At 68.4% G+C, this 18511-nt stretch carries 17 protein-coding genes; 9 read left to right on the forward strand and 8 right to left on the reverse strand.

Annotated features, from left to right (window positions below):
* Nucleotides 1–144 precede the first annotated feature (144 nt).
* The 3 genes from ACSG06_RS11890 (at nucleotide 145) to ACSG06_RS11900 (ending at nucleotide 3790) form a co-directional block, all read left to right on the forward strand.
* Nucleotides 145–1368, forward strand: coding sequence for a tryptophan--tRNA ligase (locus ACSG06_RS11890; RefSeq protein ID WP_440990498.1), 1224 nt, complete (start codon nucleotides 145–147; stop codon nucleotides 1366–1368).
* 64 nt (nucleotides 1369–1432) lie between these two features.
* Nucleotides 1433–2347 (forward strand): DUF7351 domain-containing protein, encoded by a 915-nt coding sequence (locus ACSG06_RS11895; RefSeq protein ID WP_440990499.1) that lies wholly within the window; start codon nucleotides 1433–1435, stop codon nucleotides 2345–2347.
* Nucleotides 2348–2443: 96 nt separating this feature from the next.
* On the forward strand, nucleotides 2444–3790 hold the full coding sequence (locus ACSG06_RS11900) for an MFS transporter (protein WP_440990500.1): 1347 nt from the start codon (nucleotides 2444–2446) through the stop codon (nucleotides 3788–3790).
* A gap of 1 nt (nucleotide 3791) precedes the next feature.
* Here ACSG06_RS11900 and endA read toward each other — a convergent pair whose 3' ends face one another.
* The 4 genes from endA to ACSG06_RS11920 all read right to left on the reverse strand — a co-directional run bounded on the left by endA (nucleotide 3792) and on the right by ACSG06_RS11920 (nucleotide 6761).
* Nucleotides 3792–4826, reverse strand: coding sequence for a tRNA-intron lyase (endA, locus tag ACSG06_RS11905; RefSeq protein ID WP_440990501.1), 1035 nt, complete (start codon nucleotides 4824–4826; stop codon nucleotides 3792–3794).
* Nucleotides 4827–4948: 122 nt separating this feature from the next.
* Nucleotides 4949–5704, reverse strand: a complete 756-nt coding sequence (locus ACSG06_RS11910; protein ID WP_440990502.1) for a topoisomerase DNA-binding C4 zinc finger domain-containing protein — start codon at nucleotides 5702–5704, stop codon at nucleotides 4949–4951.
* A gap of 53 nt (nucleotides 5705–5757) precedes the next feature.
* Nucleotides 5758–6207, reverse strand: a complete 450-nt coding sequence (locus tag ACSG06_RS11915; RefSeq protein ID WP_440990503.1) for an RDD family protein — start codon at nucleotides 6205–6207, stop codon at nucleotides 5758–5760.
* Nucleotides 6208–6311: 104 nt separating this feature from the next.
* Nucleotides 6312–6761 (reverse strand): RDD family protein, encoded by a 450-nt coding sequence (locus tag ACSG06_RS11920; protein WP_440990504.1) that lies wholly within the window; start codon nucleotides 6759–6761, stop codon nucleotides 6312–6314.
* A 148-nt stretch (nucleotides 6762–6909) separates the two neighbouring features.
* On the opposite strand from ACSG06_RS11920, the gene ACSG06_RS11925 reads away from it, so the two are divergent.
* Complete coding sequence (locus tag ACSG06_RS11925) at nucleotides 6910–7572, forward strand: HAD family hydrolase (protein ID WP_440990505.1); 663 nt, start codon at nucleotides 6910–6912, stop codon at nucleotides 7570–7572.
* Here ACSG06_RS11925 and ACSG06_RS11930 read toward each other — a convergent pair.
* The 3 genes from ACSG06_RS11930 to ACSG06_RS11940 form a co-directional block, all read right to left on the reverse strand.
* Entirely contained in the window at nucleotides 7569–8063 is a 495-nt protein-coding gene (locus tag ACSG06_RS11930; RefSeq protein WP_440990506.1) for a hypothetical protein, read from the reverse strand. The two genes, ACSG06_RS11925 and ACSG06_RS11930, sit on opposite strands and share 4 nt — an antisense overlap.
* Nucleotides 8064–8131: 68 nt before the next feature.
* The gene (locus ACSG06_RS11935) at nucleotides 8132–10477 is read right to left on the reverse strand and encodes a DEAD/DEAH box helicase (RefSeq protein ID WP_440990507.1); all 2346 of its coding nucleotides are present in this window, start codon (nucleotides 10475–10477) and stop codon (nucleotides 8132–8134) included.
* 83 nt (nucleotides 10478–10560) lie between these two features.
* The gene (locus tag ACSG06_RS11940; RefSeq protein WP_440990508.1) at nucleotides 10561–10815 is read right to left on the reverse strand and encodes a hypothetical protein; all 255 of its coding nucleotides are present in this window, start codon (nucleotides 10813–10815) and stop codon (nucleotides 10561–10563) included.
* A 136-nt stretch (nucleotides 10816–10951) separates the two neighbouring features.
* Between ACSG06_RS11940 and ACSG06_RS11945 the strand changes: the two genes are divergently transcribed.
* Nucleotides 10952–11632: an IS6 family transposase gene (locus ACSG06_RS11945; protein WP_440990509.1), complete on the forward strand. Its 681-nt coding sequence runs from the start codon at nucleotides 10952–10954 to the stop codon at nucleotides 11630–11632.
* Between the two features lie 24 nt (nucleotides 11633–11656).
* On the opposite strand, the gene ACSG06_RS11950 is transcribed toward ACSG06_RS11945, so the two are convergent.
* Entirely contained in the window at nucleotides 11657–13081 is a 1425-nt protein-coding gene (locus ACSG06_RS11950; RefSeq protein ID WP_440990510.1) for an MATE family efflux transporter, read from the reverse strand.
* A 154-nt stretch (nucleotides 13082–13235) separates the two neighbouring features.
* On the opposite strand from ACSG06_RS11950, the gene lipA reads away from it, so the two are divergent.
* From lipA to ACSG06_RS11970, 4 genes are all read left to right on the forward strand, one after another.
* Nucleotides 13236–14180, forward strand: a complete 945-nt coding sequence (gene lipA, locus ACSG06_RS11955) for a lipoyl synthase (RefSeq protein ID WP_440990511.1) — start codon at nucleotides 13236–13238, stop codon at nucleotides 14178–14180.
* 639 nt (nucleotides 14181–14819) lie between these two features.
* Nucleotides 14820–15929, forward strand: coding sequence for a pyruvate dehydrogenase (acetyl-transferring) E1 component subunit alpha (pdhA, locus tag ACSG06_RS11960; protein WP_440990512.1), 1110 nt, complete (start codon nucleotides 14820–14822; stop codon nucleotides 15927–15929).
* A gap of 3 nt (nucleotides 15930–15932) precedes the next feature.
* The gene (locus ACSG06_RS11965) at nucleotides 15933–16940 is read left to right on the forward strand and encodes an alpha-ketoacid dehydrogenase subunit beta (protein WP_440990513.1); all 1008 of its coding nucleotides are present in this window, start codon (nucleotides 15933–15935) and stop codon (nucleotides 16938–16940) included.
* Between the two features lies 1 nt (nucleotide 16941).
* Nucleotides 16942–18492: a dihydrolipoamide acetyltransferase family protein gene (locus ACSG06_RS11970; protein WP_440990514.1), complete on the forward strand. Its 1551-nt coding sequence runs from the start codon at nucleotides 16942–16944 to the stop codon at nucleotides 18490–18492.
* Nucleotides 18493–18511: the final 19 nt, after the last annotated feature.

Here is an 18511-nt window from a genome sequence, read left to right on the forward strand (position 1 = left end):
GCTCCCGCCTGGCGCTGGCACGAGTTCTCGGGAGCGGACAGTATCGCGCTCGTCGCCGACGCGGCGTAACCGGGTCGCCGGCGGCGCGGTGCTCACTCGTTCTCTCGCGCATCGCTCGCCAGCCAGCGGTTCACCCATCGACAGATGACGACAGACGACACCACGACAGCGGCACAGCACACGAACGACGACACGAACGCAACCGACGACGTCAGCGACGGCGACGAGTTCACGGTCACGCCCTACGACGTCTCGGGCACGGTCGACTACGACCGGCTGCTCGACCGCTTCGGCGCGGACCGGCTCACCGACGAGCAGGTGGCCCGGTTCCCCGACCACCCGATGCTCCGGCGACGCATCTACTACGCCGGCCGGAGCGTCGACCGGTACCTCGACGCCGCCGAGGCGGGCGAGACGCACTCCATCGTCACCGGCGTCGGGCCGTCCGGTCCGATGCACCTCGGCCACGCGCTCGTGTTCTACCTCGCGAAGGAGCTGCAGGACGCCACCGGTGCGGAGGTGCTCATCCCGCTCTCGGACGACGAGAAGTACTACGCGAAGGACCTCACCTACGGGGAGATCGCGGCGTACCGCGACGAGAACCTCCGGGACCTGCTCGCGGTCGGCTTCGACCCGGAGAAGACGACCATCGTCGTCGACACCGAAGACGCGGACGTGGTCTACCCGGTCGCGAGCGCGCTCGCCCGGCACCTCACGCAGTCGACGGTCGACGCGACGTACGGTGACCCCGACAACGTCGGGCTCTCGTTCTACCCAGCGGTGCAGGCGACCCACCTTGTCCTGCCCCAGCTGATCCGCGGCGAACACCCGACGCTGGTGCCGGTCGCGGTCGACCAGGACCCGCACGTCCGGGTGTGCCGGGACGTGGCCGCGAAGGAGCGCTTCCCCGTCTCGAAGCCGGGCGCGCTGCTCGGGCGCTTCCTCCCGACGCTCGACGGGCCGGGGAAGATGTCCTCGAGCGACGACGCGCCGGCCATCGCGCTGACCGACGACCCGGACGACGTGCGGGCGGTCATCCGCGAACACGCGTTCACCGGGGGTCGTGCGAGCGTCGCCGAGCACCGCGAACACGGCGGCGACCCGAGCGTCGACGTGCCGTTCCAGTACCTCCGGTACTTCTTCGAGCGCGACGACGACGAGCTCGCGCGAATCGAGGCCGCGTACCGTGAGGGCGAACTGCTCAGCGGCGAGCTGAAGGAGCTCGCGGCGGACCGCATCGGGGAGTTCCTGGCCGAACACCAGCGCCGACGGGCGGCGCTCGGGGACCTCGAATCGGCGCTCGAACCGTACCGGCTGACCGACGCGGAGCGCGAACGGGCCCGTCGAGCGGTGGGGTTGCGGGGGTAGGGCTGGCGGCGGAGCGCCGCTGGACGCCGATAACGCGATATTCACGCGGCGCGTCACCTTCGACATGAACGCACGGGACGATGCGGACTGGGCGGGGCCGGGCGAGGCCTTCGCGACGCTCGGCAACGAGACACGGGTGGCGATTCTCCGCGAGCTGTGGGTGGCGGCACGGGAGGGTCCGGTGCCGTTCTCGGAGCTCCGCGAGCGGGTCGGCACCCGCGACTCGGGGCAGTTCAACTACCACCTGACGAAGCTCTGCGACCGCTTCGTCCGCAAGACCGACGAGGGGTACACGCTCCGGGCGGCCGGCGGGATGGTCGTCGCGGCCGTCCTCGCGGGCCAGTACGAGGCCGGCGGCTTCGACGAGCCCGTCTCGACGGGCGACCCGTGCCCCGACTGCGGGGGCGACGTCGTGCTCACCTACGCGGACGAGCGGGCGACCATCGGCTGCCAGGACTGCGACTACGCGGTCGCATCGGCGGGTGTGCCGCCGGGCGTGTTCGAGGACCGCGACCACGCCGACGCGCCGGTGCTGTTCGACCGCTGGCTCCGAACGCGGGTCGCCGGCGTCGCGGGCGGCTTCTGCATGGCCTGTCAGGGGCCGACGGCGGCCAGTCTGTCGCCCGCTGCTGCCGACGGTTCGCGGGCCGCGAAGTTCGCGGAGGCCGCCGACGTCCACGTCCAGTACGAGTGCGGGCGCTGTGGGGAGATCGTGCTGACGACCGTGCCGGAGGCGCTGGTGCACGAGCCCGCCGTCGTCGCCTTCTACCACGAGCACGGACTCGACATCGGTGCGACGCCCTCGTGGCGGCTCCCCTGGCTGACGGCCACGCCCGCGGTCGTCTCCGAGGATCCCATGCGAGTCTCGGTGACAGTCACGGTGGGGGACGACGCGCTCTCGCTCGTCGTCGACGAGGCGCTCGACGTGGTCGCCGTGGACGGCGATGCCACGGTCACCGACGCACCCGCGACCGACTGAACTGTCAGGAGATCTACCGAAGAAACCATCTGTTCCGGGCCTTACAGAAATGTAATTCTGATTACGTTTATCCGGGAGTTCCTCGTCTCTCGTTCCATGCGAGGACTCTTCCAGAACCGCGACTTCGCCCGGCTGTTCGCGGGGCGCGTCGTCACGAACGTCGGCGACAGCCTCTACTTCGTCGCCGCGATGTGGCTGGTGTACGACCTCACGGGGAACGCGACCTACTCCGGCATCGCCGGCTTCCTCGTGCTCGGCCCGAGCGCGCTCCAGGCGTTCGCCGGGCCGCTCGTCGACCGCTGGAACATCAGACGGCTGCTCGTCGGCACACAGCTCGTCCAGTGCGTCGTCATCGCCGCGCTCCCGGTCGCCGCACACTTCGGCTACCTCTCGGTGTGGCTCGTCCTGACCGTGATGCCGCTGCTTGCCCTGTTGAACCAGCTGGTCTACCCGGCCCAGGCCGCCGCACTCCCCCGTATCGTCGCCGCCGACGAGCTGGTGAGTGCGAACTCGCTGTTCTCGCTCGCCTACCAGGCGACGGACACCGTTGCGAACGCGCTCGGCGGCGTCCTCGTCGCGCTCGTCGGCGCCGTCGCGCTGTTCACCGTCGACGCGGTCACCTTCGCCGTCGCGGCGACCCTGTTCGCGTTCGTCACCGTCCCGCCGGCTGGCGCGGACGACGACGACGATGACACCGTCCCCGTCGAGGGCGGCGGCACCCCGGCGGCCGACGACGCGACGCCCGTTGCGACCGACGGCGGCGCCGACGACACGGCCGCCCCCGACGAGGCCGCCCCCGACGAGGCCGACCCCGGCTACCTCGCCGACCTCCGAGAGGGCATCGGCTACGTCCGCGGCACCGTCCTCGTCCCCATCATCGCCGGGGCGACGGTCGTCAACTTCGCCGCCGGTGGCTCCGTGATGGCCGCGATGCCCGCCTTCGCCGACACCATGGGCGGCTCCGGCGCGTACGGCGCCCTGATGGCGGCCATCTCGGTCGGTGCGCTGGTCGGCGCGCTCGCCGCGTCCCGCCTCGAGGACCGTCCGTTCGGGCTGCTGTCGGCGCTCGCGTTCGTCCTGAGCGGCGTGCTCTGGTTCGCGGGGCTCGCCGCCTCGACCACCGGCTCGCTGGCTGCGACCGCGGCGCTGTTCACCGTCGCGTTCGTCCCCATCGGCGTCTCGAACGTCCTGCTGTCGGCGGTCGTCCAGTCCATCGTCCCCGAGCGCCTCGTCGGACGGGTGTCGAGCGTCCTCGGGAGCGCCGCGTCGGCGGCGATGCCGGTCGGTGCGCTCGTCGGCGGCACGCTCACCGAGGTCGTCGGCCCGCTGGTGCTGTTCGGCTGTGCCGGCGTCTCCATCCTCGGGCTGGGCGCCTACTGGCTCTCGAACGCACGGCTCCGCGGGCTCGCTGCGGTCGGTGACATCGAGACGCTCTCGGCCTGAGTCAGGGCGTCAACCGCCCGACCCGCAGCCACGCCGGCGGGTCGCCGTTGCCCTCGTCGACCACGGCGAACACCATCTGCTTGCGGACGCCGTTCGCGAGGCGCACGTCCAGCGAGAGGTCGCGTGGCGAGAACACGTGGCCCGACGGCAGCACGCGGACGAGCAGCTCGGAGTGGCCGAACTCGTCGATGTCCTCGAACTCGGCGTAGGTGCGGAAGTCCGCGCCGAACTTGAACCCGGTCTTGGGGACGACGTGCCGCTCGCGGAGGTCGCTGTACGTCCGGAGCCGGCGGCCGAACCGGTCGCCCTCGACGGTGCGGCCGCGCTCGCGGACCGTCGCCGCGTCGAGCTCGATGACACCCCGCTCGGCCAGGTACGCCGCCTCGACGAGCGAGAGCTGGAGCGCATCGTGGTCGGCGTCACGCCCCGCGAGCGGCGTCCCGTAGAACCCCGACTCGTACAGCTCCGACGGTGGCCCCCAGCAGACGACGCGGTCGGCGAGCAGGTCGGCGTCCACGCCGGCCTGGAGGTCGATGTCGGCCGTGCCGGACGGGTCGGGTGTGGTCGTCTCGAAGTACGTGATCTCGCTCTCCTCGTCGACGACGGCGAGCACGCAGTCCCCGAGGTCGGCCGCCCGGATGGACTGCCGCTCGCCGACGACGCGGACCCTGTAGGCGACCTCGCCGTCGCCCGGGGCCTTCCCTCGCGGGTAGACGACCAGGTCCGCGTCCGGTGCCCGCACGGACTGGAGCCACTCCTCGCGGGCGGGTGAGAGGTAGAACCCGCGCTCCCGCAGGTCGGCGTACACGAGGAACCGCGGGACGAAGCCGTCCCCCGTCGCGTCGCGGACGAACGCCCGGAAGCCCATCCCGTCGACCGTGTCGAGGTCACCCCGGTAGAGCAGGTGTGCGGCCTCGACCGGCGCGAGGGCGATCCCGTTGCCACCGGTGGGGTAGCCGTACCCCCGCGAGTCGTGGAACCGCTGACGGGCGTCGCCCCCCACGCGGACGACGTCGCCGTCGATATGTCCGTTCATGGGGGATTCTGTGCTCCCGCGCCGCAAAGCGGTGACGGTCCGGGCCGGCAGCTTCGCCGGTGCGCTGCCCGACGAGCCTCCGGGCTCGAACGACCCCATGGACCCACCGACGGCGACCCACCTCAGGCCTCTGGCGTCACCTGGGTCTGCTCGACGGACTGCCCACAGCCCGAGTCGAGGCACCGCCGGCCACCGCCCGTCTCGAACACGGGCAGACCGCAGCCGCAGTCGCCGACGACGCTCCCCGACGGGAAGCTGTAGGTGGTGTCGCAGTCGGGGTAGTCGTCGCAGCCGACGAGCAGGCCGCCCTTGCGGAACACCCGGAGGTCGTCGCCGCAGTCCGGGCAGTCCCAGTCACGGTCGAAACGGTCGATGACGGCGTCGAACAGCGACTCGCAGGTGTAGTCGACGCAGCAGTCGATGGGCGTACCGCGCTCGACGCGGATCCGGGGGAGGCCGCAGTCACAGCGGCCGCCGTGACAGGTCGCGTCGGCAGGGACGCCGTGGCGACGGTCGCAGTCGACGCAGGTGACGGCCCGCGTCGTCCGGACGAGGACGCCGTCGCAGTCGGGGCAGTGACCGACGGGCTCGCCGGCGGCGGAGACGGGGTACGAGCCGGCGAGGTGGAGGTGGTGCGAGCGCACACGGAGCGTCCGGTCGCCGTCGTGGGCGGTCAGCTCCAGTCCGTCGCTGGTGGTGAGTGCCACCGTGTCGGCCCGGGTGAGCCACGCGACCGGCTGGTAGCCGTCGGCGTCGTGGACGAGGACGGTGTCGTCGGGTTTGACGACGACGGCGACCTGGCCGCGGTGCTCGGTGCGGTCGCCGTTCTCGAACGTTGCCGTGCAGTCGCCGACGAAGAGACGGAGGGTGTCCGACATACCCCCTCTGGTCGCGTTCCGGTACTTGAACCGTGGGGAGCGGCGGACCGGTGTCAGGTCGCGACGACCAGCGTGTCGACGGCCAGGTCGCCGAGGCGCTGGTCCTTCTCGGTGACGAGGATGACGAGGCCACCGAGCAGCCCCTCGATACCCAGCACGAAGTTCCGGCCGTAGGACGCACCCCAGGTGCACTCGCTGCCGTCCTCCATGATGACCTCGATGTTCATCAGCCGCTTCCCGTAGGTCTGGCCACCCTCCGCATCGAGGTATATCTTGTATCCGACGCTGACGACGACCGCGAGGAGGACGAACAGCAGGAAGACGATCCCTCCCAGGCCACCAGTGGTGAGGTCGATGACGATGCCGCTGATGACGGTCCCAAGAAACAAGATGGCGACGAAGAGGACGCTGATGACGACGCTGTCGACGAGGAACGCGACCGCCCGTCTCCCGAGAACGTCCGTGTCTCGGGCCGCGACCGCGTCCGACCGTGCGTGATCCATGATTTCGACCGAGTCAGGTGAGACGAAAAGGGTTTCGGCCGGCACCGTGGTCGCGTCACGTCGCTCTGCTGCAGGACGGCCGCCGACGAAGAGACGGAGGGTGGCTACGCCTTGACGACGACGGTGCTGCCGAGGAGGTCACCGACGCGCTGGTTGTCGTCGGTGACGAGGATGACGATGACGGCGATGAGGCCGCCCTCGAAGCCGAGCAGCAGGTTCCGGATGATGGCTGCGCCCCACGTGCACTCGCCGCCGTCGTCCATCACGACCCTGATGTCCATCATCTGCTTGCCGAAGGGCTGGCCGCCGTTGGCCTCGAAGTAGACCTTGTAGCCGAACGCGCCGGCGAACGCGAGGGCGAAGGTGAAGAGCATGACGAGCGCGCCGAGTCCCTCGGACACCGACCCGAGAAGACCGCCGAAGATGAAACCGACGAGGGCCAGTCCACCACCGATGACGCTGGCGATGATGCTGTCGATGAAGTACGCGACGATTCGCGCCCCCAGCGTGTCCGTGTTCCCGGCTCTCCGCGCGTGACCGTGTTGGGTTGCCATACGCACCCATCCTCCCTACCGGGTATAAAAATTATCGGCTCGAAGACATCGGCAACAAAACAGGCGCGAACGGTGCCAGCCGTCGGAGCCGGACGGCGGCGTCGGTGGGGACCGACGGACCGATACGGCTCGCGGCACGAGCGAGCGTATGCACCACGAGGCGGTCCTGTTGGACATGGACGGCGTGCTCGTCGACTCCGAGCACTACTGGGTCGAGCGCGAGGAGCGCGACATCCTCCCGTGGGCGGTCCCCGACGCGACCGTCGAACCCAGCGAGATAACCGGGATGAACTACCGCGAGATACACGACTACCTCGTCGCGCACTACGACGTGGCCGTCAGCAAGGCGGCGTGGGTCGAGCGCTTCGACGAGACGGCCGCAGCGATCTACACCGAGCACGCGGCCCTGTTGCCCGGCTTCGCGGACTGGTTGCCGGCCGCCCGCCAGGACGTGCCCGTGGCGGTCGTCTCCTCCTCGCCGCAGCACTGGATCGACCTGGTCCGCGACCGCTTCGACCTCGCGTTCGACGCCCGGATCAGCGCCGAGGACATCGACGCTCCGGGCAAGCCCGCGCCCGACATCTACGAGCACGCGGCCGACGTCGTCGGCGTCGAGCCGGACCGCTGCGTCGCCGTCGAGGACTCCGAGCACGGCATCGCGTCGGCCGTCGCCGCGGACTGCACGTGCGTCGGGTACGTCTCCGGGGCGGACGACAGTCTCGACCACTCCGCGGCCGACCACGTCGTCGACTCGCCAGAGACGCTGCTCGCGACCGTCGACGAGCTGCTCGGACGGGACGACCGGCCCTAACGCTCGGTCTCGACCTCGTCGTCCCGGCGAACGCGCGCCGTCCACGTCGTGGGGGCGACGTCGTCCGCCGACCGCTCCACGTCACCGAGGGCGTCTCCCTCCGGCACCGGGCGGGCGTCGAGGACGGTGGCGTTCCACCGTTTGCGGGCCGTCGAGACGGCACAGTTGGTGGCGACGAGTTCGGGGACGCCGGTGTCGCGTCGCGCGTCGACCACGGTGAACAGCCACCAGCACAGCGACAGCGACGCCGCGCCGGCGGCCAGCGGCGTCCACCACGGCAGCCCGATCAGCGACGACGGCCCGAGCGTCATGAACACGCTGACGAGCGGGAGCGCGACCCAGAAGACGATGCGTCGCTCCCGGCGTTCCCTGCGGTCGTCGCGTCTGCTCCGGACGATCTCCGCCCCCTCGCCCGCCGGGACCGCCTGCACGGGGTCGTAGTCGCTCTCCGGCGGGTAGCGGAGCACGTCCACGCGGTCGTCGGGGTGCACACGGGCGGGTTCTCGGTGGCGATTACTAACGGTTCGGGTGGACAGTTCAGGGCGCCGTCGTGGTCGTGTCAGTCCGTGACCTGCACGGTCCGCGTCGCCGTCACCGGCACGAGCGGGAGGTCCGGGAACGCGACGGACACCTCGTAGGAGAGCACGTCGTCGGTCGCGCCGAAGACGCCCACCGGGACCGTCGCCTCGCCGTCGAGATACGTCCCGGTGGCGGTCATCTCGACGCCGTTGACGGTGACCTCGACGCCCGCGTTCGCGCCGTCGCCGGTGTTCCGCACCGTCACCTCGCACATCTCGTTCTCGCCACGGGCGACGGTGTCCGGGAACTCGCCCCACTCGACGGCGACGTTCGGGAGTCCCGTCGCGCCCTCGTGGACCTGCTCGGCGACGCCCGCAGAGAGCCCGGCGTCTTCGAGTGCGTCGGGGCCTCCGTCGGCCACGTCGCCGGGTGTGCGGAAGCCCTCCTTCGCCAGCTTCGAGGCCCGGCCCGCGCCGACGCCGTCGATGGCCGTCAGGCCGACCGCGTCGGGTGCGACACCGTTCTCGACGCGGGCCTCGGCGCGACGGGCGCAGTTGGCGGCGTGCGGGTCGGCGAACCGGTCGAGGAACGCCTGCAGCGCGGCGAGCAGCCGCAGCGCGTTCTGCTTGATGACCCAGGCGTCGCTCCGGAGGTCCGCCGGCGTCGTCCCGTTCATCGAGCCGACGAGGATGGCCAGCACCTTCCGGGCGCCGGCGTCCATGTCGCCGGTGTCCTGCCCCGCGAGCATGTCGTCGACGGCCTCCTTCTCGGACTGGCGCGCGCTCACGCTGTCGAACTCGGCCGCCGTGGCGACCGCACCGAGCACTGCCTTCTCGCCGATGCCCTCGCTCGTCGCGAGGTCGTAGAACCGCTCTGCGGTGTCGAGTCTGAGGTAGAACTTCGAGGCGAGCACGCCCAGCCCGGTGGACTCGATGGCGAGGTCGTCGCCGGTCTCGACGAAGCCGCGCTCCACGAGCGATTCGAGCACGGTCCGCACGCGTTCGCGGCGGTCCTCGAAGCCGTACGCCTCCGGGTTCGACCGGGCGCGCTGGTAGTAGAACGTGGTCTCCAGCCAGCTCATCACGTCGTCCAGGTCCTGGACCGTCCCCATCGCGATCTCGGCGTTGAGGTGGGCGTCGAGGTTCTCCGCCAGCCGGCTCTCGATCTCCTTGCCCTCACGCAGCAGTCGGCGGTACTTCCCCGCGTCCGACGCGTCACAGACCACCCAGCCGTAGCCCACGTCGTCGTAGCCCGGCCGCCCCGCACGTCCCAGCATCTGGAGCACGTCGAGCGGGCTCATGTCCACCTCGCCCTCGAGGGGGTCGTGCAGCTTCGTGTCCCGGATGACGACACAGCGCGCCGGCATGTTCACGCCCCACGCCAGCGTCGAGGTCGAAAAGAGGAGCTGGAGCTTCCCCTGCTTGAACCACTCCTCGACGAGGTCCTTGTCGTTCTTCGAGAGGCCCGCGTGGTGGAACGCCACCCCGTCGATGCAGGAGTTCCGCAGCGTGTCGTTGTCCAGCTGCTGGGTCTCCGTGTGGAAGTCGTAGTCGCCGCGTGCGCCCATATCGACGTCGCGCTCGGCCACCTCGTCTCTGGCCTTCTTCGCCGCCTGCACGGTGTCCTGGCGCGACGCGACGAACACGAGCGCCTGCCCGTCCTCGTTCAGGTGGGGCTCGGCGAGGTCGAGTGCGCGGTAGAGACGGCGGTACTTGTCCGCGAACGAGTTCTCGCCGTGGGTGTACGTCTTCACGCCCGCGTTCAGGTCCACCGGCCGGTACTCGTCGTCGAACTCGAACGTGGCATCCGGCGGTGCGTCCAGCCACGCCGCCACGTCGTCGACGTTCGGCATCGTCGCCGACAGCGCGACGACTCGGGGGTCACAGAGCCGACGCAGCCGCGACACCGTCACCTCCAGCGTCGCACCCCGGCGATCCGAATCCAGCAGGTGCACCTCGTCGATGACGCAGACGTCGACGTCCGTGATGAAGTCGTACCGCGCCGTGTCGTGCTTGCGCGTCGCCGAGTCCAGCTTCTCCGGCGTCATCACGAGGATGTCCGCGTGGCGCGCCCGTCTGGGATTGAGGTCCCGCTCGCCCGTGACGACGTAGACCGAATACCCGAGCTCCTCGAACCGGTCCCAGTCCGCCTCCTTCTCGTTCGTCAGCGCCCGCAACGGCGCGATGAACAGGGCGGTCCCGCCCGTGTCCAGCGTCTTGCAGATGGCGAGTTCGGCGAGCGCCGTCTTCCCGCTCGCGGTCGGCGCGCTGGCCACGACGTTCGCCTCCGAGTCCAGCAGCGCGGGTAACGCCTCCCGCTGCATCCGGTTGAACTCGTCGAAGGCGAAGGCGTCTGCAAAATCGGGGACGACCTCGGCGACCTCCATTCTCGTGTGTGTCCGAGAGCCGTGTGTTCAAAGGCGTTTCCGTACCGGACCGAAAGTGGTCCTGGTTGCAGTGTGCGATGCCTTCAGTTGTGAACTCCTCGTTTCACGTACTGGACTCCCGACTGTAATCCCGCGTAGAACAGGACCGAAAGTCCGTAGAACAGCAGAGAGAAGCCAATCCAGGCGATAAATTTGAGTTGATGGCCGATTCCGGTAACTGACTGCAGTGTACTGGATGCCCCGGCCCCGAGTGTGATAGACACGAAAACCAGCACGAGCGGTATGACTACGTTGAAAACGAATGAACCGACCGTAACCTGATTCCGATGCTTGTCCATGGGATATAGTGGGTAGGTGGTAAGTTATAGATTTTGTCAGAAATTTATGTTCAACTCTTTAGTTAGATTCATTTTCTCTCGGCACTGTCTAGTTAAGCCAGTTTGAGGAACGAGCAGATCGTTGAGTTAGTTTGGAATGATGCTCGCAGACCTGCTCAACGAAAGCTTTGGGGCGGATTTCGAAGAATCTTGGGAGCGTGAGCGGACGGCGACGCCCGTTAGGGCGTTCGCCGTCCAGCTCCACGCGACCGGTTGTTCACTCAGAGAAATAACTTCAATTCTTACTGACTTAGGCGCTGAACGGTCTCATGGGGCAGTCTGGAACTGGGTACATCGGATTGCTGACAGCGTTCCCGACCCGCCGACGGCGCAGCCGTCGCGGGTCGCGGTCGACGAGACCGCTGTCAAAATCAATGGCGAATGGTCTTGGTTGTACGCTGCAATAGACATCGACACAAAATTGATTCTCGACCTCGCGTTGTTTGGTCAGCACGGCACCGATCCGGCAGCTGCATTTCTCTCTGGCCTCGACGAGAAACACGATCTCTCAGACACCGTGTTTCTCGTCGACCAGTTCGGCTATCGGACTGCCCTTACTCGACTCGGGTTGAGCGGTCAGGTCAACTACACCGACCGAAACCTTATCGAAAAGTGGTTTCACACGCTTAAGATGCGGGTCGACCGCTTCCATAATTCGTGGGTGGGCAGTCGGCAGAGCGTCCGCCAATGGTTTGCGATGTTCGCGCACTACTACAACTATCTTAGACCGCACCAATCGCTCGGCGGACGAACACCAGTCGAGGAGGTGCTAAACTAGACAGTGCCACTATCCAGTGTTCGGTCAGACTGAATCTGCAGCAGCGTCCGACGCCTTCGCGGCGGCGCGCTCCAGCATCCCGTCGCTGGTCTCGTACCAGTAGTAGGCGGCGAGGCCGAGCGCGACGGCGACGTTCGACAGCGTGACGGCCCAGAAGACGGACTGGACGCCGCCGTCGAGCAGGTAGACCCCGGCGGCGGCGATGGGCAGGCGGACGCCCCAGTACTGCATGAGGGAGGCGACCATGCTGGTCTTCGTGCGCCGGGCGGCGTTGAAGCCGCCGCGGAGCAGGTAGCCCGCGCCGATGGCCCAGTAGCCGAGCGCGAGGATCTGGAGGTAGTCCACGGTGTACGCGAGCGCCTGCGGTGCGATGTCGGGGACGAAGACGGTGGCGAGGGCGCCGGGGACGAGCCACTGGACGACGCCGGCGAGGGTGAGCATGGTGACGGCGATGCCGACGCCGGTCCAGGTGGTCGACCGGGCGCGTTCGGTGTGGCCCGCGCCGAGGTTCTGGCCGATCATGGACTGGGCGGCCTGCTGGAGCCCGCTGGCGGGGATGAACGCCACGCTGGCGACCCGTGCGCCGATGACGTACGCGGCGAGTCCGGCGGTCCCCCCGGCGACGAAGACGAGGACGACGACGACGATGCGGACGGCGTCCTGGGCCACGCGCTGGCCGGCGGTGGGCCAGCCGACGTCTAGGAGCTCGCGGCAGTCGGCCAGCGAGACGCGGGCGTCCTTGCGGGTGAGCTGGAACGAGCTGCGCAGGCCGAGCGCGAACGCGAGCACCAGGAGGAAGCTGGCGGCGTAGCCGGCTGCGGTCGCGAGCGCCGCACCCGTGACCGCCAGCCCGTCGAAGCTGGGGACGCCGTAGCCGAAGATGAGAACGGGGTCGAGGACGACGTTGACCGCGACGGCGGTGACGTTGACGTACAGCGTCGCCCGGGTGTCGCCCCAGCCGAGGAAGCCGGCCTCGAGCGAGTCCGAGAGGCCCATGAACAGGAAGACCGGCGCGTAGGCGGCGAAGTACGTGATGGCGGGTTCGACGGCACGTGCGTCGGGGTTGACGGTGGCGATGGCGCGGACGAGCGGGTCGGCGAAGAAGAACGCGAGGAGGGCGGCAGCGGAGCCGAACAGGAAGGTGAGGACGACGCCGTTGAACGCGGCGCGTCGGGCCGCCCCTTCCTCGTCGGCACCGACGCGCTGGGAGACGACGACGTGCGAGCCGACCATCGGACCGACGACGGCGAGCCCGACGAGGACGGAGGTCAGCGGCGTCACGAGACCGACGGCTCCGAGTTCGGCCTCGCCGATACGGCCGAGCCAGAAGGCGTCGACGACCTGCTGGACGACCTGAACGAGGTTCTGGACCACGAGCGGCGCCGCGAGTGCCACGAGTACCCTTGGTATGGACCCCGTTCGTATGTCGTCCGGTGACACGTCGAACATCTGCTCGTTAGTCCACTGGAACGCGACTGGCACAAAACTCTGTCGACCATCACCGATGGACAAGTGTTGGCATGTCATGCATTCGGGCTGTCAGGTCGGCCGACCGTCGCCGGAACCCCGACGCTTTTTCTGCCCTGGGACCGCAGTTCTCGGTATGAGCCGTTCGCGGAAGCCCGACTGGCTGAAGATGCGACCGCCGGCGGGCCGGGAGTTCACCGACATCAAGCAGACGCTGCGCGAGCACGACCTCAACACCGTCTGCGAGGAGGCGAACTGCCCGAACCTCGGGGAGTGCTGGAGCGGCCGCAACGGGAGCAGCGACGGTGGCACGGCGACGTTCATGCTGATGGGCCACCGCTGCTCGCGCGGCTGTAACTTCTGCGACGTCGAGACGGGCGGGATGGAGCCGCTGGACCCCGACGAGCCCGCGAACGTCGCCGAGGCCATCGCCGAGATCGGGCTGGACTACGTCGTCCTCACGTCGGTCGACCGCGACGACCTGCCCGACCAGGGCGCGGGCCACTTCGCCGAGACCATCCGCGAGATCAAAGAGCGCCATCCTGGCATCCTCGTCGAGGTCCTCATCCCGGACTTCCAGGGCGAGCCCGACCTCGTCCGGAAGATCATCGACGCCGAGCCCGACGTCATCGCGCACAACGTCGAGACGGTCGAGCGCCTCCAGTGGCCGGTGCGTGACCGCCGTGCGGGCTACGAGCAGTCGCTGTCGGTGCTGGAGCAGGTCGCCCGCGAGTCCGACATCTACACGAAGACGAGCCTGATGCTCGGCGTCGGCGAGTACCACCACGAGATCTGGCAGACCCTCTCGGACCTCGCCGAGATCGACCTCGACATCGTCACGCTCGGGCAGTACCTCCAGCCGTCGCTGACCCACCTCGACGTGGAACGCTACGTCCACCCCGACGAGTTCGACACCTGGCGCGACGTCGCCGAGGAGGAGTTCGCGTTCCTCTACTGTGCCTCCGGCCCGATGGTCCGGTCGTCGTACAAGGCCGGCGAGCTGTTCGTCGACGCCGTGCTCCGGGACGGCAAGAGCGTGGAGGAGGCACGGGAGGCGGCACGAAGTGTCGCCTCGGACTGACCGCCAGCGACGATTCTCCGAATTTCACCACTGGCGCGCGGCTGGCGAGCGTGCCGAGCGCTAGCGAGGTCTCCGCGAGCTTGCGAGCGGAGGGCAGCGAGACGACGGAGGAGTCTCGCCAGGCCGCGAGCAGACGCTCGTGCGAGGGACGAGCATCGGAGGGAGCGATAGCGACTGAGAAGCGCAGTCGGCTGGGGAGGCGTGAGGTGCGGTGCTGCGCGGTCGCGGTCGTGTAGCGTCGGCGCGAGTGGTCGTGTTTTCGTCTGTTCCAGCTGGTCGTGTTCTCGTCCGTTCCGCCGTCCCAGCGCGACATGACTTCCAACACAGCAGCGCAGACTCTCGGACGCTCTCGCACAGACGAAAAACGACCCACGTGAACACGGCACACCATCGATACAGAACCACACGCACACGGCGGAATAAACTCCCGCCCATTCGTCCAGAATTGAGGATAGAAGACCGTGAGGAACCTAGGTCACCGGGCTATTGCAGAACATAACTGGAAAATCGTTCAGCTTCGAGGCGAAAATCGCAAATCTGTGCGACTGTATGGCAAGAATCGGGTTGATAGTAACGTTTTTACGAAAACCATATAACGCGAGCGAGAGACATTCGATACATGTCAAGGTGGGTTCTACCGTGAGCACGATTCAGCACGACCCCCGCGAGCGCGTACAGGTGCTCGACGACGCAGGTCGGGTGCTCGACGACGCGGAGGTGCCGGACGTCGACGACGACGAGCTCGTCGAGATGTACAAACAGATGCGGGTGGCCCGCCACTTCGACCAGCGGGCCGTCTCGCTCCAGCGACAGGGCCGCATGGGGACCTACCCCCCGCTCTCCGGACAGGAGGGCGCCCAGATCGGTAGCGCCCACGCGCTGGACGAGGGGGACTGGCTGTTCCCGTCCTACCGCGAGCACGGTGCGGCGCTCGTCCGTGGCGTCTCGCTGGAGAAGACGCTCCTGACCTGGATGGGCCACGAGTCCGGCAACAACATCCCGGAGGACGTGAACATGTTCACCACCGCGGTGCCCATCGCGACGCAGGTCCCCCACGCCACCGGCGCGGCCTGGGCGTCGAAGCTCAAGGGCGAGAACCGGGCGTTCCTCTGCTACTTCGGCGACGGCGCCACCTCGGAGGGTGACTTCCACGAGGGCCTGAACTTCGCCGGCGTGTTCGACACGCCGAGCGTGTTCTTCTGCAACAACAACCAGTGGGCCATCTCGGTGCCACGGGAGAAGCAGACCGCGAGCGAGACCATCGCCCAGAAGGCCGCCGCCTACGGCTTCGAGGGCGTGCAGGTCGACGGGATGGACCCGCTGGCGGTGTACAAGGTCACGCGCGAGGCCGTCGAGAAGGCGAAGCACCCCGACGACGACGAGCTGCGCCCGACGCTCATCGAGGCGGTGCAGTACCGCTTCGGCGCGCACACCACGGCCGACGACCCCTCCGTCTACCGCGACGACGAGGAGGTCGAGCGCTGGAAGCAGAAGGACCCCATCCCGCGCATGGAGACGTTCCTGCGCCAGCACGGGCTGCTCGACGACGAGCGGGTCGACGCCATCGAGGCCGAGGTCGAGGACGAGGTCGCCGACGCAATCGCCGCGGCCGAGGCGGTCGAGCGCCCCGACCCCGAAGAGATATTCAAACACGTTTATGCGGGCATGCCGAAGAAGCTGGACGAACAGCTGGAGTGGTTCAACAGCGTCCGCGAAGAGTTCGGCGACGACGCACTCCTGGAGGACTAACACATGGCAACGCAAGACACTGCATCCGAGACGGAGAACCTGACGCTCGTGCAGTCCGTCCGCGACGGGCTGTACACCGAGATGAAGAACGACGAAGACGTCCTCGTCATGGGCGAGGACGTCGGGAAGAACGGTGGCGTGTTCCGTGCGACCGAGGGCCTCTACGAGGAGTTCGGCGAGGACCGCGTCATCGACACGCCGCTGGCCGAGTCCGGCATCGTCGGCACGGCCATCGGGATGGCCGCCTACGGCCTGAAGCCCGTCCCCGAGATCCAGTTCATGGGCTTCATCTACCCCGCGTTCGACCAGATCGTGAGCCACGCGGCGCGCATCCGGACGCGCTCGCGCGGTCGGTTCACGTGTCCGATGGTCGTCCGTGCACCCTACGGCGGCGGCATCCGCGCGCCGGAGCACCACTCCGAGTCCACGGAGGCGATGTTCGCCCACCAGCCCGGCCTCAAGGTCCAGATCCCGAGCACGCCCTACGACGCGAAGGGCATGCTCATCTCGGCCATCCGCGACCCGGACCCGGTCGTCTTCCTCGAGCCGAAGCTCATCTACCGCGCGTTCCGCGACGAGGTCCCGACGGACGACTACGAGGTCCCGCTCGGCGAGGCCGCTGTGCGGCGCGAGGGCACCGACATCTCGGTGTTCACCTGGGGCGCGATGTCCCGGCCGACGATGGAGGCCGCCGAGGAGCTCGCCGAGGAGGACGGCATCGACGTCGAGGTCGTCGACATCCGCTCCATCTCGCCGCTCGACGAGGAGACCATCGTCGAGTCGTTCAAGAAGACCGGCCGCGCCGCGGTCGTCCACGAGGCCCCGAAGTCCGGCGGCCTCGGCGGCGAGATCGCCTCCATCATCCAGGAGGAGGCGCTGCTGTACCAGGAGGCACCGGTCGAGCGCATCACCGGCTTCGACACGCCGTTCCCGCTCTACGCGCTGGAGGACTACTACCTCCCCGAGCCGGCGCGCATCAAGAAGGGTATCCGCGACGCGGTGAACTTCTGATATGCCCAAGGAATTCAAGCTTCCCGACGTCGGCGAGGGTGTCGCGGAGGGCGAACTGCTCGAGTGGCTCGTCGAACCCGGCGACACCGTCACGGAGGACCAGCCGGTCGCGAAGGTCGAGACGGACAAGGCCGCGGTCGACGTCCCCTCGCCGTACAACGGCACGGTGAAGGAGCTGCTCGCCGAGGAGGGCGAGATGGTCCCCGTCGGCGACGTCATCATGGTGTACAACGTCGAGGGCGAGGACGACCTCGACGACACGACGCCGTCCGGTGCGGGCGAGAGCGAGGCGTCCGCCGAGGCGGAGGCCGACGCCGCCGAGGCCGAGACGACCGCTGCCGACGCAGGCGACACGGAGGAGGTCGAGACACCCTCGGGTCGGGTGTTCGCGCCGCCGAGCGCCCGCAAGCTCGCCCGCGAGCTCGGGGTCGACATCAGCGCGGTCGAGGGCACCGGTCCCTCCGGCCGCGTCACCGACGCCGACGTGCGCGCCCACGCCGAGGGCGACGAGGAAGCGGAGCCCGAGCCGGCGACCGCCGAGGCCGAGTCCACCGAGGAACCGGCCGATGCGGGTGCTTCCGGCGGTTCGGCGACGACGACGGCCGCTCCGCAGCAGGTCGAGGCCGCGAACCGCGAGAAGACGCTCGCCGCGCCCGCAACCCGGAAACTCGCCGAGGACGAGGGTGTCGACCTGAACGCCGTCCCGTCCGACGAGACGAAAGACGGCGAGGCGTTCGTCACGCCCGAGGCCGTCCGCGAGTACGCACAGGCACAGAAGCAGGCACAGGAGGCCGACGCGCAGGCCATGGCCGCCGGCGAGCCGATGGGCGAACCCCAGCAGCGCGAGACGCGCGAGCCGTTCCGTGGCGTCCGCCAGACCATCGCCGACGCGATGGCGGAGTCGAAGTACACCGCCCCGCACGTCACCCACCACGACGAGGTCGACGTGACCGCGCTCGTCGAGGCCCGACAGGAGCTCAAGCCCCACGCCGCCGAGAAGGACATCAAGCTCACCTACATGCCGTTCGTGATGAAGGCGTGTGTGGCGGCACTGAAGGAGTTCCCCATCGTCAACTCCTCGCTCGACGAGGAGAACGACGAGATCGTCAAGAAGCACTACTTCAACATCGGCGTCGCGACCGCGACCGACGTGGGCCTGATGGTCCCCGTCGTCAAACAGGTCGACCGGAAGGGCCTGCTCCAGCTCTCCTCCGAGATGAACGAGCTCGTCTCGAAGGCACGGGAGCGCTCGATCGCCCTGGAGGAGATGCGCGGCGGCACGTTCACCATCACGAACATCGGCGGCATCGGCGGCGAGTACGCCACGCCCATCATCAACTACCCCGAGACCGCCATCCTCGCGATGGGCGAGATCAAGAAGAAGCCCCGCGTCGTCACCGACGATGACGGCGAGGACTCGATCGAGATCCGTCACGTGATGACGCTGTCGCTCAGCTTCGACCACCGCATCATCGACGGTGCGGAGGGCGCGCAGTTCACCAACGAGGTCATGAAGTACCTCGAGAACCCGCAGCTGCTCCTGCTGGAGTAGCGAACTCGTTCTGCGTTCG

This window comes from Haloarchaeobius baliensis, from assembly GCF_052060055.1.
GTDB lineage: Archaea > Halobacteriota > Halobacteria > Halobacteriales > Natrialbaceae > Haloarchaeobius > Haloarchaeobius baliensis.

Excerpts from the sequence above, each read along its gene's own strand:
- ACSG06_RS11890 (WP_440990498.1), top strand. The coding sequence starts at position 145 with ATGACGACAGACGACACCACGACAGCGGCACAGCACACGAACGACGAC.
- ACSG06_RS11895 (WP_440990499.1), top strand. The coding sequence starts at position 1,433 with ATGAACGCACGGGACGATGCGGACTGGGCGGGGCCGGGCGAGGCCTTC.
- ACSG06_RS11900 (WP_440990500.1), top strand. The coding sequence starts at position 2,444 with ATGCGAGGACTCTTCCAGAACCGCGACTTCGCCCGGCTGTTCGCGGGG.
- endA (WP_440990501.1), bottom strand. The coding sequence starts at position 4,826 with ATGAACGGACATATCGACGGCGACGTCGTCCGCGTGGGGGGCGACGCC.
- ACSG06_RS11910 (WP_440990502.1), bottom strand. The coding sequence starts at position 5,704 with ATGTCGGACACCCTCCGTCTCTTCGTCGGCGACTGCACGGCAACGTTC.
- ACSG06_RS11915 (WP_440990503.1), bottom strand. The coding sequence starts at position 6,207 with ATGGATCACGCACGGTCGGACGCGGTCGCGGCCCGAGACACGGACGTT.
- ACSG06_RS11920 (WP_440990504.1), bottom strand. The coding sequence starts at position 6,761 with ATGGCAACCCAACACGGTCACGCGCGGAGAGCCGGGAACACGGACACG.
- ACSG06_RS11925 (WP_440990505.1), top strand. The coding sequence starts at position 6,910 with ATGCACCACGAGGCGGTCCTGTTGGACATGGACGGCGTGCTCGTCGAC.
- ACSG06_RS11935 (WP_440990507.1), bottom strand. The coding sequence starts at position 10,477 with ATGGAGGTCGCCGAGGTCGTCCCCGATTTTGCAGACGCCTTCGCCTTC.
- ACSG06_RS11940 (WP_440990508.1), bottom strand. The coding sequence starts at position 10,815 with ATGGACAAGCATCGGAATCAGGTTACGGTCGGTTCATTCGTTTTCAAC.
- ACSG06_RS11945 (WP_440990509.1), top strand. The coding sequence starts at position 10,952 with ATGATGCTCGCAGACCTGCTCAACGAAAGCTTTGGGGCGGATTTCGAA.
- ACSG06_RS11950 (WP_440990510.1), bottom strand. The coding sequence starts at position 13,081 with ATGTTCGACGTGTCACCGGACGACATACGAACGGGGTCCATACCAAGG.
- lipA (WP_440990511.1), top strand. The coding sequence starts at position 13,236 with ATGAGCCGTTCGCGGAAGCCCGACTGGCTGAAGATGCGACCGCCGGCG.
- ACSG06_RS11965 (WP_440990513.1), top strand. The coding sequence starts at position 15,933 with ATGGCAACGCAAGACACTGCATCCGAGACGGAGAACCTGACGCTCGTG.
- ACSG06_RS11970 (WP_440990514.1), top strand. The coding sequence starts at position 16,942 with ATGCCCAAGGAATTCAAGCTTCCCGACGTCGGCGAGGGTGTCGCGGAG.